Here is a 16326-nt window from a genome sequence, read left to right on the forward strand (position 1 = left end):
GCACGTCGACGGCTTGTATGTGATCGGCTTGTATGTCAATGGCTTGTATGTCAATGGCCACGCACGATGCGGCGTAGCTTGCCTACGCGAGTCGCGATCTCACGCTCCACACCGTGATCAGTGGGCGTGTAGTAGTCCACACCCACCAACTCGTCCGGTGGGTACTGTTGCCGGAGAACGCCGCCTGAGTTGCTGTGCGGATACTTGTAACCCACCGCACTGCCGAGCGCTTCCGCCCCTTTGTAGTGACCGTCCCGCAGGTGAGAGGGCACCGGTCCGGACTTGCCTGCTGCGACATCGGCCATCGCCGCACCGAGCGCAGCAATGACGGCACCGGACTTCGGTGCGGTAGCAAGGTGAATAGTGGCCTGCGCCAAAGCCAATCGCGCCTCCGGCATACCGATGAGCTGCACCGCGGTGGCAGCAGCCATTGCCGTCTGCAACGCAGTGGGATCTGCCATTCCGACATCCTCGCTGGCATGCACGACAAGTCTGCGCGCGATGAATCTCGGATCTTCTCCTGCTGTGATCATCCGCGCCAGGTAGTGCAGGGCAGCATCGACATCTGATCCCCTGATCGATTTGATGAACGCACTGATGACGTCGTAATGCTGGTCGCCGTCGCGGTCGTACCGCACTGCCGCCTTGTCGACACTCGCTTCGACGGTGGCGAGGTCGAGTGTCGGTCCGGCAGCTGCCCCCGCGGCTGCCTCGAGCGCGGTCAACGCACGACGTGCATCTCCTGCTGCCAACCGAACCAGATGAGCCATCGCATCGGCTTCGATCGAGACAGCTCCGTCCAACCCCCGCGGATCGTCGGCGGCGCGAGTGAGCAGCAGTTCGATGTCTGCGGAACTCAACGGGTGCAGTTGGAGCACGAGGGAGCGGGACAGCAACGGCGAGACGACAGAGAAAGACGGATTCTCCGTGGTCGCGGCCACAAGAAGTACGATCCGGTTTTCCACGGCAGCCAGCAGGGCGTCCTGCTGGGTTTTGGAGAACCGATGAACCTCGTCGATGAACAGGACGGTTTGCTCACCTGCTGTCAACCGGCGGCGAGCCAGATCGATGACTACCCGAACCTCTTTGACGCCTGCCGACAACGCCGACAATGCTTCGAACCTGCGACCCGTCGCTCCGGAGATGAGCGAGGCCAACGTGGTCTTGCCGGTGCCGGGTGGGCCGTACAACATTACCGAAGATGCCCCTGAACCTTCGACAAGACGTCGTAACGGGGCACCCGGCGCGAGGAGATGCCCTTGCCCGACGACCTCGTCCAGATTCTTGGGGCGCATCCGCACAGCCAACGGAGCGTCCGGTCGGGCGTAGGGCCGGCTCGGACCCGGCGCTTCGCCTGCGTCGATGCTCGCCGGATCTCGCTCACCGGGGTCGGGTTCAGCGGCATCGAAGGTCTCGAACAGACCGCTTTCTTCTCCCTCGTCGAATCCAGCTCCGAAACCGATGCTCACCAGTCGAACGCTACAGAACTGCGGGCGAGGTTCAGCGGTCCCACTTCGACCTCAGAGACGCCAGAACTCTCTCGGCGAAATCGGCAACATCGTGGTCACCGGTACGTTGCGCCTGTTCGAAGAGGATTCGCCAACGCGATATGAGTGCCTCGGACCGTGGAACGGAGAGGTGATGGCGGCGTGCGGCGGCGATCCGGGTGTGGTCGTCGGGGAGAAACCAGTAAGTCGACATCCAGACCCAGATGAGCTGAGCATCGAGAATTTTCGATGCAAGAACACGGTCGTCGGCCAGCTGCGGCCAAATTCCGACAACCTCGGCTCGCCATGCGTCGACCATGGCTTGTGCAAGCTCTGCCGAGAGGTCGAAATGGCACAAACATCCTGGAGAGGACGCCAACGCATACGTGATGTCGAGGGTGGCGTCTCGAAAGCCGCCCCACTCGTAATCGAGGAAGCGCACACCCTCCCCGTTGACGATTATGTTGTCCGGGCACAGGTCGGACGGACTGAAGGCACGAAGCGCACCGTGCGCGAACAACCGCCCGCTTCGCTCCACCCGGTCCAGGACCCGCTGAGGAGTGTCCGTCATGCCGAGTTCTTCGGCGAGCATCCTCGGCACGGCCACAAGCGCTTTCGGTATTTGCTCCGAAATACCATCAGCCGAATGCGGCAGCCCCACCCGCCTGAGCAGTGCCGCGAAGTCGTCCTCTCGCCCAGCGGTGGCGGCATGCATACGACCGAGTGCCTGCGCCATGGCCATCAACGAGTTGGTGACCGATGCCGAGTCGGAATGTTTGAGCAATGCAGTGATCGAACTGGCATCGCCTAGATCACTGAGAACAAGCAACCTTGCCCCCAGGTCGTAGGCCAGTAGGGCAGGCCCCGGCCGACTGTCGGTCGCGAGGGCGGTAGTGAATTGATACGACGCCGCCTCGCGGAGAAAGGCCGACCTACCGCCGACCGTCTCTGCTTCGCTGTGGAGTTCGGTGTCGGTTTCGGTATCTCGAACCTGCTTGATCACCAGGGTTCGAGGCAACTGAAAACGATTGTCAGAAACTCGAACGCGGAGGACGATTGCCTGTCCACTGCCTCCGAGGTCGACGGGATCGACCAGGGTGACGTGTGCACCGGTACGTCGGGTGAGCAACTGCTCTGCAGCTGCTACCACCTCTGAGACAGGATCTGCCAATGTTGCGGTCATCGAGTACCAAGGTACCCGGTCTGTATGACAAACTATGGCGGCTCCGAGGCGTCGAATCGGCTTGTTTCGGACTGACCTGCGGAATCGCCGATACCAATTTCATCACGACAGGCATCGAACCGGATGGACCGGAAAAAAGGGTATCGACACAGGTGGAACTTCCGGCGGTAGTACCTGAATCTTCGGAAAGAGCGATTCGCTTCGACACGTGCACTGCTCGTCGCCACGTCAGGCTTGACACATCACAGCCGGTGGGGTTCGCTCACCCTGAAATTGCGTCAGTACGCGACGGCGCGTTCATGAATGAACAACGACTCCAGGGGGATATTTCGTGACCAACCCGCCCAATGATCCGCACTACGGCGGCGTAGACCCGAATCAGCCGCAGTACCCCCAGAATCCGGGCAACAGCTACCCGCCACCCGGCAACTACCCACCACCGCCCGCCTCGGGTAATGCTGGGTACGGCCTCGGTTCTCAGTTGCCAGGAGGCGGCCGGCCAGGAGGCTTGGGAGCGCGGTTCGCCGCTCGCTTCATCGACGGCATCATCGTGTCCGTAGTGGCGCTCGTCGTCTATGCGATCTCGCCGGACGGGTTCGTCGGGCAGATCATTCTCGGCCTCGTCACCGCTGTTCTGGGTTTCGCCTACTTCACGCTTCTAGAGTCGAGCCGTGGGCAAACGCTGGGCAAGCAACTGCTGGGCCTTCGCACCCTCGGCGCTGCAGGCGGCAACCCCACGCAAGCCGAAGCAGCGAAGCGAAATGCGTTCCTGCTGCTGAACATCGTCCCGGTGCTCGGCGGCTTGCTCGTTTTCGTCGCGTACATCGTCATTGCCGTGACGATCAACTCGAGCCCCATCAAGCAGGGCAAGCACGACGAACTCGCCGGCGGCACTCAGGTGATCACGGTCAACTGAGCCGGGCCCGAGTACAGGGGGTAACGATAGCGGATCCATCGGAAGAGTCCCGATGGATCCGCTTTTCAGTTCACCGACGGACGGATACGGATGTTCAGCAGACTCGAACGGCGCACAATGACCTGAAGTCCCTGAATAGGAGAAATACCGTGAGCGAGAACCCACCGAACGGCCCGCAGTACGGCAGCACTCCCGACCCCGACCGACCGGACCTGGGGAAGTCTTCACAGCCAGGGGGCGGCAGCGACACCCCACCCGGCAGCACCCCGCCTGGCAATTACCCACCTCAGGGTGGATATCCGCCCCCCGGGAACTATCCCCCGCCTGCCGGCAACTACCCACCCGGGAACTATCCCCCGCCTCCCGGCAACTACCCACCGCCTGCCGGCAACTACCCACCGCCTGCCGGCAACTACCCACCCGGGAACTATCCCCCGCCTCCCGGCAACTACCCACCCGGGAACTATCCCCCGCCGCCCGGAAACTACGGGTCGCACGGGTCCGGATCAGGTGGTGGACTACCCCCGACGCTCGACATCGGCGGCGCGATTTCCTTCGGCTGGAACAAGTTCAAGAACAACGCAGGTGTGTGGGTCGGAATTGTCTTCATCGCTGCAGTCCTGCAGTTCGTGGTCAATCTGATCTTCGGCGGATTCGACACTTCCGGGGACTTCTCGTCGAATTTCAATGTTCTGGGAATCATCGGCACACTCGTCGGTGCAGTTGTGACATACCTGATCCAGGCTGCGATGGTTCGCGGTGCATTGCACGAGGTCGACGGGACCAAGCCCACGATCGGATCGTTCTTCCAGTTCGCCAATGTGGCAGCGATTATCGTCGCCAGCGTGCTGATCGGGATCATGGCGACGATCGGCTTCGTACTACTGATCATCCCGGGCATCATCGTGGTGTTTTTGACGTGGTGGACGCTTCAGTTCGTGGTCGACCGCAACGAAGATGCGATCACTGCAATCAAGTCGAGTTTCAGGGCGATTTCGTCGAACGCGGGCCAGTTGTTCCTGCTTGCGCTCGCACTCGTCGGAATCAACATTCTCGGCGCGATCCCCTGCGGGCTAGGACTACTGGTGACCATTCCGATGACCATCATTGCCTCGACGTATGCCTACCGCATCGTGACGAGCGGACAACCGGTCGCCTGAGCCTTCGGTCGAACGAGTGGAAGGGCCCCGATTCTCGCGAGAGAATTGGGGCCCTTCCACTGTGATTTCGACTATCGAGCAGACGAAGACTCATCCTTTTCGGCCTGCGCGGATTCCTTCTTCTCCGGCTTGGCATCTATGCCGGATTCCTTACGCTGTAGCGGCGTGATCGGCGCCGGTGCGTCGGTCAACGGGTCGACGCCGCCACCGGACTTGGGGAATGCAATGACTTCGCGGATCGAGTCGACTCCGGCAAGAAGAGCAGTGATCCGGTCCCAACCGAACGCGATTCCACCGTGCGGTGGCGCTCCGTAGCTGAAAGCGTCGAGCAGGAATCCGAACTTCTCCTGTGCCTCGGCTTCACCGATCCCCATCACCGCGAATACGCGTTCCTGAATGTCCTTGCGGTGGATACGAATACTGCCGCCACCGATTTCGTTTCCGTTGCAGACGATGTCGTACGCGTAGGCGAGCGCCGAACCTGGGTCGGTGTCGAAGGTCGCCATAGAGTCCGGCTTCGGCGAAGTGAAGGCATGGTGAACGGCCGTCCACGCTCCGGAGCCGACGGCAACGTCACCGCTGGCCGTCGCGTCGGATGTCGGCTCGAACAATGGCGCATCGACGACCCACACGAAGGCCCAGGCCTTCGGGTCGATCAAGTCGAGTTTGCGCGCGATCTCGCCACGCACTGCACCGAGTAATCCGCGCGAGCCCTTGATCGGTCCCGCGGAGAAGAAGATTGCATCACCGGGCTTGGCGCCGACGTGAGCTGCGAGGCCGTCGCGCTCGGTATCGGTGAGATTCTTCGCTACCGGTCCACCGAGGCTTCCGTCCTCGCCGACGAGTACGTAAGCAAGTCCCTTGTGCCCACGCTGCTTGGCGAACTCCTGCCATTTGTCGAGCTGCTTGCGCGGCTGTGATGCGCCGCCCGGCATCACTACCGCTCCGACGTACGGTGCCTGGAATACCCGGAAAGTCGTGTCGGCGAAGAAGTCGGTGCATTCGACGAGTTCGATTTCGAAACGAAGGTCCGGCTTGTCGGATCCGTAACGCCTCATCGACTCGGCGTACGTGATCCGAGGAATCTTGTCGACGATCTCGTAGCCGACCAGTTTCCACAAGGCCGCGAGGATCTCCTCGGCCAGCAGAATGACGTCTTCCTGGGTGACGAAGCTCATTTCGACGTCCAGCTGGGTGAACTCGGGCTGACGGTCGGCTCGGAAATCTTCGTCTCGGTAGCAGCGTGCGATCTGGTAGTACCGCTCGATTCCACCGACCATCAGCAGCTGCTTGAACAGCTGAGGACTCTGCGGGAGCGCGTAGAAGCTGCCCGGCTGCAAACGTGCAGGCACGAGGAAATCCCGTGCGCCTTCCGGCGTGGACCGCGTCAAAGTGGGTGTCTCGACCTCGACGAACTCATGGTGCGCCAGCACACTACGCGCTGCAGCATTGACATGCGATCGCAGACGGATGGCGCTTCCCGGGCCCTGGCGACGCAAATCGAGGTACCGGTACTTCAGACGAGCTTCCTCGCCCGGCTGCTCATCGAGCTGGAACGGGAGCGGCGCACTCTCGGCGAGAACTTCGATCGCGGATGCGTCGACCTCGACTGCGCCGGTCGGGATTTCGAAATTCTGGTTGCCGTCCGGCCTGGTCTCGACCTTGCCGGTCACCTTCACCACGTACTCCGCCCGTAGGCGGTGGGCCTGTTCGGCGACGGCGCCTTCACGGAAGACGACCTGAGCGACGCCGGACGCGTCACGAAGGTCGATGAAAATGACACCGCCGTGATCGCGTCGCCGAGCAACCCAACCCGTCAGGGTGACTGTTCGGTCGACGTGCTCGGGTCGAAGTGAGCCGGCGAGGTGGGTGCGCAGCACGGGTTTCCTTTCACAAAATTTCACAAAGCGTGTTCGTCGGTAGCCAATCCTACGGAGACACCTACGCCGACCGGAAACGCGATCCCACCACGGCGTGCAAAGCTAGTGCCCGACCACGACCGACAGCCCACAGAATTGACCCTGAAGAGAGGATTTCGGCGATGACCTTCAACGAGGGCGCTCGTATGCAACCTGGCCGGGTGTCGACCGGCGGGGGCGGCGGCGGACGAGGCGGCAAGCTCGCTCTGGGCGGCGGCGCAGGAGGCCTGGTCATTCTGGTCTTGGCCCTGCTGTTCGGTGGAGATCCGGGGTCCGTTCTCGGTCAACTCAGCGGCTCTACCGACAATGCAGGTCAGTCGCAGGCAGGCGGCACGGTGGAGAACTGCGAGACGGGCGCCGACGCCAATGCCGATATCGACTGCCGGGTGAGTTTTACCGTTGGCAGCCTCGACACGGTGTGGGAATCGGAACTCCGATCGCAGACCGGGGTCGCGTACGTACAGCCGGACGTCAAGCTGTTCACCGGTTCGATCAGCACGGGATGCGGCAACGCCACCAGCGCTGTCGGCCCGTTCTACTGCCCGGCCGACTCGACGGCATATTTCGACTCGAGCTTCTTTCAGGTCCTCGTCGATCAGTTCGGATCCAGCGGCGGCCCTCTGGCACAGGAATACGTTGTGGCACACGAAGTCGGACATCACATTCAGAATCAGCTCGGCGACATCGGCCGCGCGCAGGCGGATCCGCAGGGTCCGCAATCAGGTGCTGTCCGGGTCGAGCTACAAGCGGACTGCTACGCAGGAGTCTGGGCGCATCATGCTGCGACTATCCCTGCACAGGACACCGGCGTCCCCTTCCTCGCTCCTTTGACCGACACCGATATCCGCGACGCCTTGTCCGCGGCCTCCTCGGTCGGCGATGATCGGATACAGCAGGCGTCGAGTGGCAGGGTCAATCCGGAGGGTTGGACCCACGGCTCGTCCGAGCAACGACAGAAATGGTTCCTCGCGGGTTACCGGACGGGCCAGGTCGCGGCCTGCGATACCTTTTCGGCGCGCGATCTACTGAGCCCTCCCGCGCTCACCCGGTGACGATCAGAACAAGGTGAGGGCAGCGACCGGGACGGAGATCTTCGATGCTGTCCCTGCCGGTGTGTTCTCCGGCAGGGATCGAGTGTCCTCGGACGCAAATCCGTGTCGGACGAGCAGCGGGTCGATTCGTTCGCGAAACCACCTCGTGTACTCGGGCGTGACATAGGAGCCGCGTCCATAGAGTTGCCGGTACCGCCGGACCAGGGCAGGGTGTTGCTCGGCCAACCAGGACATGAACCAATCTTTGGTCGTGGACCGCAAGTGCATCGGCATCGCGGTCACCGAAGTGGCGCCTGCCTCTGCCAACGCCTCGAGCAGTCCGTCGAGATGCTTGGCTCCGTCGGTCAGGAATGGGATAACCGGGGCCACCATCACAGCGCACGGCAAACCGGCCTCCCGAATCGAACGGATCAGATCCAACCGGGCCCGCGGACTCGGCGTCCCGGGTTCCAATTGCTTCTGCAGATCCGCGTCGTGGATAGCGAGGCTGATACTGATGCGCACGTCCACCTCCCGAGCCGCGAGCGTCAGCAGGGGTAGGTCACGCCGCAGCAAGGTGCCTTTGGTCAGTATCGAGAACGGTGTGCCGGACTCCGCCAGTGCTCGGATGATGCCCGGCATCAGCCGATAACGCCCCTCGGCACGTTGATAGGGATCGGTATTGGTTCCCAGCGCAACCGGTTCGCACTTCCACGATCTACGGGAGAGTTCCTTGCGGAGCACCGCAGCGATGTTGGTCTTGACGACGATCTGCGAATCGAAATCGTTGCCGGAATTCAGACCGAGATATTCGTGAGTGGGGCGGGCGAAGCAGTATCGGCACGCATGCGAACAACCGCGAGCCGGGTTGATCGTCCAAGTGAACGGGAGCGAGGCGTCACCGGAAATCTTGTTCAACGCGCTCTTGCACAGCACCTCGTGGAACGTGATGCCCTCGAACTCCGGCGTTTGAACACTGCGCACCAAGCCTGCACGTTCCAAACCCGGTAGCGCGTCCTCGTCGGCAGCGTCGAGTGATTGTCCGGCCCATCGCATGCACACAGTCGAACATTTGTTCTATGCCATGTCAAGACGCAACGAGGCGTGCACTTTTCGCTCGACGGAGCACTAGGAAGGTGAGACGAACGCGACGAAGGATAGCGTGTACCCACTGCCCGAACATGAAGGAGTAATTCTCGCCGTGACTGCACCGAATATCCCGACGCTCGAACCGATCCTCCGGCTCGGCATAACTCTCGGAGTACCGATCGACATCGGCGGTGTCCCCACGGGAGAACGAGTCGTCATCCCCGTTCTCGGCGGTGCGGCGCCCGGACCGGACATCGAAGGCACGCTGGCCGGCACTTCGTCCGTCTTCGGATTGACACGGCCGGATGGCTGCACCGAGTTCAGTGCCGAGTTCACTCTCGAACTGACGGTGGGAGGATATCTTTCGCTGTCGTACCGAGGGCTCCAATTCGGCCCGGCCGACGTCATCGAGGCACTGGGAGGGACCGAAGAAGTCGATCCGGCCACGTACTACTTCCGCGGAACTCTGGATATCGCGACCTCCGTGCCGCAGTTCACATACCTCAACCGTGCGCTGGTGGTGACATCCGGTTCACGATCGGCCGAAGCTGTTGTGCTGGACGCATTCCTGGTGACGTGACCGGTCAGCTCGACAGTTCGGCGACTTCTCGATCGGTCAAAGTGGCAAGCGGAGTTCGTCCCGTCGAGCGGACCAACTCGATCGCCCTGAACAGGGGCCGCTCGTGCAGACCCGCGTCGCGCGCTTCTGCCTTGAGCTGATCGACAAGAACCGATGCGATCGCCGCCGCCGGTACCAACTCAGTTGTCCAGAGCGCGTCGGCTAGCTTGCGCAAAGACAGGATCGGCAGCTCTCGGCCACCGCCCTGGGTGTAGAGCGCGAGTGCGATCGTGACGCGAGAGCTGCCGTCGTACAACCGGAGAGTGACGTTGTCGATCCGAGCGGTCCGCACCGCAATCTCGGCCGTCACGACCTTCGGCACCGACAACTGCTTCGTCCCGAAGCCGCCGCGGACATGGATAGTGTTGCCGCTCAGCCATGTTCGACGCCGCAGCACTATCCATGTCGAGACCACCGTCGGCACCACCACAATGACCCCGAGGGCGACTGCCACAACCACGGGTAGAAAAAAGCTCGCGATGACTGCGAGCAGGATCGCGACCACTACTGCACCGGCCATGATCTTCATCAACCGCGGCCTGATGAACTCGACTGGGACCAAATCGAGATCGACGCGATCCGAGCCGTCAGTCGGCAAGACGGGCCTCCAGATGATCGACGATGCCATCCAACGAAACCTGCTGCTGTTCACCGCTGGCGAGTTCTTTGACAACGATGGACGTCTCGGCAAGTTCTTTGTCGCCCAGTACCAAAGCGAAGCGCGCTCCCGACCGATCGGCTGCCTTCATTGCTCCCTTCACACCACGATTTCCGTAGGCCAGGTCGACGCTGATTCCCTTTTTCCGCAGATCCCCCGCGATGGCTACGATCTTCGCTTTCGCTTCCAGACCGAGCGGAACTCCGAAGACTGCGCACCTGGCGGAAGCGCCTGCCGATTTGCCCTCGGCTGCGAGCGCGAGCATCGTACGGTCGACGCCGAGCCCGAATCCGATTCCCGAAAGTTCCTGGCCACCCAGCTGCGCCATGAGGCCGTCGTAGCGGCCCCCGCCGCCGATTCCGGACTGGGCACCGAGGCCGTCGTGCACGAATTCGAACGTGGTCTTCGTGTAGTAGTCGAGCCCCCGCACCATCCGCGGATTCACGACGTACGTAACTTTCATCGCGTCGAGATGGGCAAGCACCTCGTCGAAGTGAGCCTTGGCCGAATCGGAAAGATGATCGAGCATGAGTGGTGCATCGGCGGTCATCTCTTTGACTTCCGGCCGTTTGTCGTCCAGCACACGCAACGGGTTGATCTCCGCGCGGCGTCGAGTGTCCTCGTCGAGTGGCAGCGCGAACAAGAACTTCTGCAGTAGCTCTCGGTATTGCGGGCGACAGGTGTCGTCACCGAGAGAGGTGATCTCGAGCCTGAAGTCGGTCAAACCGACACTTCGAAACCCGGTGTCGGCGACTGTGATCACTTCGGCATCGAGAGCTGGATCGTCTACGCCGATCGCCTCGACCCCCACTTGTTGCAGCTGACGGTAGCGCCCGGCCTGCGGCCGCTCGTAGCGGAAGAAGGGTCCGGCATATGCGAGTTTCACCGGGAGCGCCCCTCGATCGAGGCCGTGTTCGATTACCGCTCGCATCACCCCGGCAGTGCCTTCCGGCCGGAGAGTGACCGATCGGTCCCCTCGATCCGCGAAGGTGTACATCTCCTTGCTGACCACGTCGGTCGACTCTCCCACGCCGCGGGCGAAGAGGCCGGTGTCCTCGAATATCGGCAGTTCGATATGGGCGTACCCCGCATTTCGTGCTGCGGTCAAGAGCCCCTCTCGAACAGCGACGAATTCGGCGGAGTTCGGCGGAAAGTAGTCGGGAACACCCTTGGGTGCAGAGAAGGTCGTCGGCTTGCTCACGAGTGCATATTTCCTTGTTCGGGACCGGACATTCCAACGAGAAACGGATTGGACGCGCGTTCTTGACCGATGGAGCTCTGGCCACCATGTCCGGGAAGGATCACGGTGTCGTCGGCCAGTGGTAGTAGAGACCGGCCGATAGAGCGGAGTAGCTGGTCATGATCACCACCGGGGAGGTCGCTGCGGCCGATCGAACCAGCGAAGAGCGTGTCCCCGGTCAAAGCAATGGACACATCCCCGTCCGGCGCATCGATCGTTGTCGTGAATACCACCGACCCTCGAGTGTGGCCCGGCGTACGCAGCACGCCGAACGTGATTCCGGCGAGTTCGAGAGTCATTCCGTCCTCGAGATCGAGCACCTCGTCCGGTTCGTGGAACTCGGCGTCACCCAACATCGCGGCCAACGCCGGCCCAGTCCCTCGAATCGGGTCCGAAAGCATGTATCGGTCCTCGGCCTGAATGTAGGCGGGGATCCCGAACTTTCTGCAGACAGGTTCCACGGACCAGGTGTGATCGAGGTGCCCATGAGTCAGGAGCACAGCAACCGGCGTCGTGTTCGAGGAGTTCAGAAACTCGAACAGGGGCTCTGCCGCATCCTGACCGGGATCGACGACGACGCATTCTTTTGCCCCGTCCTGGGCGAGGATGTAGCAGTTGGTCTGAAACATTCCCGCCGGGAATCCGGTGACGAGCACAGCTGTAGCTCCTAGATCGGTCTGGCACGGTCTTTCCTCCAGCCTAGTTGCACGGTGCCCACACTGACATCGCCAGTGCCTGGCGTTGCGCGCCCGCGGTGCCCGCCAGAGTGTTCTCAGGATGTAATGGCACACTCACTGACGGCCGGTTCAGGCTCGGAACAGCCGGATCGAGCGCCGGTAATCGATCGAGGACAAGCGGGAGGACAGGCGAATTGCCCAGCAACGAGCAACGGCGTGAGGCAGCAAAAAGGAAGCTCGAGCGACAACTCGAACACCGAGCAGAGCGAGCAAAGAAGCGTAAACAGCTGACGATCGCCGGGTCAGTTCTGGGCGTGGCTGTCGTAGTCGGTGCGGTGGCAGTCGTGTTCGCCATCACCAGGGGTGGCGACGAACCCGAGACGACCGCGTCGGATACTCCGTCTGCAGAGACACTCATCACCGACGGCCGCTCCGAACCGCTTCCGGAGACCGTGAACTGCGCATACACGGCGGCACAGGCACCGGCGGCGAAGCCGAACACGCCACCACGCACCGACTCGATTCCGACGAGCGACGAGCCCTTGAGCTACAGCATGGAAACCTCGCAGGGCAACATCGGGCTCACGCTGAACAACCCGCAGGCGCCGTGCACTGTCAACAGCTTCGTTTCACTGGCAAACCAGGGGTACTTCGACGGAACCTCTTGCCACCGTCTCACGACGTCTGCAGGGTTGCAGGTGCTCCAGTGCGGCGATCCTGCCGGTACCGGTCAAGGCGGGCCCGGTTACGAGTTCGCCGATGAGTTCCCGGTCGACCAATACAACGTCGGTGACCCTGCAGCCGGCCAGCCGATCTCCTATCCCCGCGGCACCCTTGCCATGGCAAACGCCGGGCCCGGAACCAATGGAAGCCAGTTCTTCCTCGTCTTCGGTGATTCGAAGCTGCCTCCCGCGTACACGGCGTTCGGAACCATCGACGAGACGGGTCTGCAGACTCTCGACAAGGTCGCAGCAGGCGGAGTCGAAGGCGGTGCCCAAGACGGAAAGCCGGCCCTTCCCGTAGAGATCACGAACGTGGTGAGCGATCTATGATCACCCGCTCGGCTTTGTTCGTGGCGGCCGGTGCGGTAGCCGTGCTCGTGGCTGGTTGCTCATCGGACACATCGGGAACTGCGACGTCCACGACGACGGCAGCAGCATCGACACCGAAGTCGACTACCAGCGTCGCACCCGAGCCGGAATTGGATCTGAGCCAGTTCGGGGCACTACCTGCGGTCCCCGCACCCGTAGCGCCGACGACGAGTTGTGTCTATCCTGCGGCGACTCCTGCCGTCCGAGACAACAACCCTCCGCCGTCTGACGGGGTGTCGACCGAAGGGACGGTCGAGGTTGCGATGACGACGAGCCAGGGGCCGATCGGATTGACCTTGGACCGGACCGAAGCACCGTGCACAGTCAACAGCTTCACCAACTTGGCGGCTCAGGGCTACTTCGACGACACCCCGTGCCATCGTCTGACCACCTCCCCTGGCTTGGAGGTTCTCCAGTGCGGTGATCCTTCGGGCAAGGGAAACCGAGGCCCGGGTTACGAATATCCGAACGAATACCCGACCACGGCGTACCCCGCCGATGATCCCGCCGCGTCGACACCGGTTGTGTACCCACGCGGAACGCTCGCGATGGCGAATGCCGGGCCCGACACGAACGGTAGCCAATTCTTCCTCGTCTACGAGAACTCGGTGCTGCCTCCGCAATACACCGTCTTCGGGACGATTTCTGCCGAGGGACTCGCCACGCTCGACAAGGTCGCTGCGGCAGGGGTCGCAACTCCCGGCGGCGACGGCGCCCCGAACGCAGCTGTGACCATACAAACCGTCACCTAGAACCTCCGCTGGCACAGTCGAGCGCGCATACACGCCGCTCGACCATGCCAGCGGAGGCTCAGGCCGCCGAGGTCAGGCGGTAGACGTCGTAGACGCCTTCGACGTTGCGGACGACATTGAGAACATGCCCCAGGTGCTTCGGGTCGCCCATCTCGAAGGTGAATTTGCTGATGGCGACTCGATCACCTGATGTTGCTACCGACGCGGACAGAATGTTGACTTTCTCGTCGGCCAGAGCCTTCGTGACATCGGAGAGCAGTCGGTGCCGATCGAGAGCCTCGATCTGGATGGCAACCAGGAAGACGGACGACGCCGACGGTGCCCATTGCACATCGACGAACCTTTCCGACTGCTCCTCCAGCGACTTGGCATTGGTGCAGTCGGTTCGGTGCACGCTGACCGATCCACCGCGGGTGACGAATCCGAGGATCTCGTCGCCCGGAACCGGGGTGCAGCATTTGGCCAACTTCGCCACGATGCCTTCGGCGCCCGAAACGAGCACGCCTGCGTCACCGATATGCCGAGCCCGGGTGGGAATCGTCGACGGTGTCGAGCGCTCCGCGAGCTCTTCTTCGACGTCGCCTACCCCGCCCAGGTGAGCCACCAGGCGTTGTACGACGTGCTGGGCAGATACGTGGCTTTCACCGACCGCCGTGTACAGCGCGGAGACATCCACATAACGCAATTCGTGCGCAATGGTGGACATCGATTCCGCGTTCATCAGACGCTGAAGTGGTAAGCCTCCACGACGGACTTCCTTGGCGATCGAATCCTTACCGGCTTCCAGTGCCTCTTCGCGACGTTCCTTGGCGAACCACTGCCTGATCTTAGATTTGGCACGCGGAGAGACTACGAAACCTTGCCAATCACGGCTGGGACCCGCGGTGGCGGCTTTGGAGGTGAAAACCTCGACGACCTCACCGTTGTCCAAGGTGCGTTCCAGTGCGACGAGCCGGCCGTTGACGCGCGCTCCGATGCAACGGTGCCCGACTTCGGTGTGGACCGCATATGCAAAGTCGACCGGGCACGAACCCGCAGGCAGAGTTACAACGTCTCCCTTCGGGGTGAACACGAAGATCTCTTTGACCGCGAGGTCGTAACGCAAAGATTCGAGGAACTCCCCCGGATCCGCCGCCTCACGCTGCCAGTCGAGCAGTTGACGCATCCAGGCCATATCGTCGACCTCGGCGTTGTCGTTGCCGTGCTTGCCTCGGGTCTCCTTGTAACGCCAGTGCGCGGCAATTCCGAACTCCGCTGTCCTGTGCATCTCCCGGGTGCGGATCTGCACCTCGAGCGGTTTCCCCTCGGGCCCGACCACAGTCGTGTGGAGCGACTGGTAGACGCCGTATCGGGGCTGGGCGATGTAGTCCTTGAATCGTCCGGCCATCGGCTGCCACAACGAGTGCACGACGCCGACAGCCGCGTAGCAATCACGAATCTCGTCGCACAGAATACGAACGCCGACGAGGTCGTGAATATCGTCGAAGTCGCGTCCTTTGACGATCATCTTCTGATAGATCGACCAGTAGTGTTTCGGGCGCCCCTCCACCACGGCGCTGATTCGCGACGCCGACAACGATGCGTTGATCTCCGCTCGAACCTTCTCGAGGTACGTGTCACGGGAAGGCGCTCGGTCCGCGACCAGTCGGACGATCTCGTCGTACTTCTTCGGGTGCAGGATAGCGAACGCCAAGTCTTCGAGCTCCCACTTGACCGTCGCCATCCCCAACCGATGAGCAAGCGGCGCAATAACTTCCAAGGTTTCCTTGGCCTTACGTGCCTGCTTTTCCGGCGGGAGAAACCTCATCGTCCGCATATTGTGAAGTCGGTCGGCGACCTTGATCACCAACACGCGGGGATCGCGCGCCATGGCAATGATCATCTTGCGAATGGTCTCGCCTTCGGCCGCGCTCCCGAGCGCTACTTTGTCGAGTTTGGTGACCCCGTCGACGAGATGCGCGACCTCCTCACCGAACTCCTCGGTGAGTTGCGAGAGCGAGTATCCCGTGTCCTCGACAGTATCGTGCAGGAGAGCAGCGACGAGCGTGGTCGTATCCATCCCGAGCTCGGCGAGAATGTTCGCCACCGCAAGCGGATGCGTGATGTAGGGGTCACCCGACTTGCGCATCTGCGTAGCGTGCCGCTCGTCGGCGACGTCGTAGGCACGTTGCAGCAACGCGAGATCGGCCTTCGGGTACAGGTCTCGATGCAGACTGACAAGAGGCTCGAGAACCGGTTTGACGGCAGCCGAGCGACCAGCGGTGATCCGCCGCGCCAGACGAGCGCGAACCCTTCTCGATGCCGACGTAGGAACAGCCGGCACAGACCCGCGTCCGGCTGTCGGCGGGGCGGCTGGATCGGCCGTATTCGATTCGGGCATCGCGGAATCCGAAGCGGGCTGTTCGGGCGAGGGTTGGTCGAGATAACTGGTCACGCTGATCGCCTCCTGCCGCGTTTGAGTTCATGGCCCAGTCTTGCACCGGGCACACACGCTCCGTGGTCCG

14 protein-coding genes are annotated in these 16326 nt (G+C 62.1%); 6 read left to right on the forward strand and 8 right to left on the reverse strand.

What is annotated here, in order from left to right; translation table 11 throughout:
* Positions 1-50: 50 nt before the first annotated feature.
* On the reverse strand, positions 51-1469 hold the full coding sequence (locus E5720_RS00815) for a replication-associated recombination protein A (protein ID WP_136169095.1): 1419 nt from the start codon (positions 1467-1469) through the stop codon (positions 51-53).
* A gap of 31 nt (positions 1470-1500) precedes the next feature.
* Entirely contained in the window at positions 1501-2670 is a 1170-nt protein-coding gene (locus E5720_RS00820) for a kinase (RefSeq protein WP_136169096.1), read from the reverse strand.
* A 331-nt stretch (positions 2671-3001) separates the two neighbouring features.
* On the opposite strand from E5720_RS00820, the gene E5720_RS00825 reads away from it, so the two are divergent.
* Both E5720_RS00825 and E5720_RS00830 read left to right on the forward strand, forming a co-directional pair.
* On the forward strand, positions 3002-3586 hold the full coding sequence (locus E5720_RS00825) for an RDD family protein (protein ID WP_247596114.1): 585 nt from the start codon (positions 3002-3004) through the stop codon (positions 3584-3586).
* A gap of 149 nt (positions 3587-3735) precedes the next feature.
* Positions 3736-4746, forward strand: coding sequence for a hypothetical protein (locus E5720_RS00830; protein WP_136169097.1), 1011 nt, complete (start codon positions 3736-3738; stop codon positions 4744-4746).
* 71 nt (positions 4747-4817) lie between these two features.
* On the opposite strand, the gene aspS is transcribed toward E5720_RS00830, so the two are convergent.
* On the reverse strand, positions 4818-6626 hold the full coding sequence (aspS, locus tag E5720_RS00835) for an aspartate--tRNA ligase (RefSeq protein WP_136169098.1): 1809 nt from the start codon (positions 6624-6626) through the stop codon (positions 4818-4820).
* A 161-nt stretch (positions 6627-6787) separates the two neighbouring features.
* On the opposite strand from aspS, the gene E5720_RS00840 reads away from it, so the two are divergent.
* Entirely contained in the window at positions 6788-7717 is a 930-nt protein-coding gene (locus E5720_RS00840; protein ID WP_136169099.1) for a neutral zinc metallopeptidase, read from the forward strand.
* Positions 7718-7720: 3 nt separating this feature from the next.
* Here E5720_RS00840 and E5720_RS00845 read toward each other — a convergent pair whose 3' ends face one another.
* The gene (locus E5720_RS00845; RefSeq protein WP_136169100.1) at positions 7721-8752 is read right to left on the reverse strand and encodes an Rv2578c family radical SAM protein; all 1032 of its coding nucleotides are present in this window, start codon (positions 8750-8752) and stop codon (positions 7721-7723) included.
* Between the two features lie 145 nt (positions 8753-8897).
* Between E5720_RS00845 and E5720_RS00850 the strand changes: the two genes are divergently transcribed.
* The gene (locus E5720_RS00850; RefSeq protein WP_136169101.1) at positions 8898-9365 is read left to right on the forward strand and encodes a DUF3237 family protein; all 468 of its coding nucleotides are present in this window, start codon (positions 8898-8900) and stop codon (positions 9363-9365) included.
* A gap of 4 nt (positions 9366-9369) precedes the next feature.
* Here the strand turns inward: E5720_RS00850 and E5720_RS00855 are convergent, their stop codons facing one another.
* The 3 genes from E5720_RS00855 to E5720_RS00865 are packed head-to-tail and all read right to left on the reverse strand — an operon-like array spanning position 9370 to position 11958.
* Complete coding sequence (locus E5720_RS00855; protein WP_247596267.1) at positions 9370-9933, reverse strand: hypothetical protein; 564 nt, start codon at positions 9931-9933, stop codon at positions 9370-9372.
* A 58-nt stretch (positions 9934-9991) separates the two neighbouring features.
* Positions 9992-11263: a histidine--tRNA ligase gene (gene hisS, locus E5720_RS00860; protein WP_136169103.1), complete on the reverse strand. Its 1272-nt coding sequence runs from the start codon at positions 11261-11263 to the stop codon at positions 9992-9994.
* Complete coding sequence (locus E5720_RS00865; RefSeq protein WP_136169104.1) at positions 11260-11958, reverse strand: MBL fold metallo-hydrolase; 699 nt, start codon at positions 11956-11958, stop codon at positions 11260-11262. The genes hisS and E5720_RS00865 overlap by 4 nt, the downstream gene beginning before the upstream one ends.
* 215 nt (positions 11959-12173) lie before the next feature.
* Here E5720_RS00865 and E5720_RS00870 point away from each other — a divergent pair, with 215 nt between their 5' ends.
* Both E5720_RS00870 and E5720_RS00875 read left to right on the forward strand, forming a co-directional pair.
* Positions 12174-13031: a peptidylprolyl isomerase gene (locus E5720_RS00870; RefSeq protein ID WP_136169105.1), complete on the forward strand. Its 858-nt coding sequence runs from the start codon at positions 12174-12176 to the stop codon at positions 13029-13031.
* Positions 13031-13822, forward strand: a complete 792-nt coding sequence (locus tag E5720_RS00875; protein WP_247596268.1) for a peptidylprolyl isomerase — start codon at positions 13031-13033, stop codon at positions 13820-13822. Before E5720_RS00870 ends, E5720_RS00875 begins: the two co-directional genes overlap by 1 nt.
* A gap of 58 nt (positions 13823-13880) precedes the next feature.
* Here E5720_RS00875 and E5720_RS00880 read toward each other — a convergent pair whose 3' ends face one another.
* Complete coding sequence (locus E5720_RS00880; protein ID WP_136172337.1) at positions 13881-16202, reverse strand: RelA/SpoT family protein; 2322 nt, start codon at positions 16200-16202, stop codon at positions 13881-13883.
* Between the last annotated feature and the right edge of the window lie 124 nt (positions 16203-16326).

The organism is Rhodococcus sp. PAMC28707 (genome assembly GCF_004795915.1).
Lineage (GTDB): Bacteria > Actinomycetota > Actinomycetes > Mycobacteriales > Mycobacteriaceae > Rhodococcoides.

Excerpts from the sequence above, each read along its gene's own strand:
- E5720_RS00820 (WP_136169096.1), bottom strand. The coding sequence starts at position 2,670 with ATGACCGCAACATTGGCAGATCCTGTCTCAGAGGTGGTAGCAGCTGCA.
- E5720_RS00840 (WP_136169099.1), top strand. The coding sequence starts at position 6,788 with ATGACCTTCAACGAGGGCGCTCGTATGCAACCTGGCCGGGTGTCGACC.
- E5720_RS00845 (WP_136169100.1), bottom strand. The coding sequence starts at position 8,752 with ATGCGATGGGCCGGACAATCACTCGACGCTGCCGACGAGGACGCGCTA.
- E5720_RS00855 (WP_247596267.1), bottom strand. The coding sequence starts at position 9,933 with ATGAAGATCATGGCCGGTGCAGTAGTGGTCGCGATCCTGCTCGCAGTC.
- E5720_RS00880 (WP_136172337.1), bottom strand. The coding sequence starts at position 16,202 with ATGCCCGAATCGAATACGGCCGATCCAGCCGCCCCGCCGACAGCCGGA.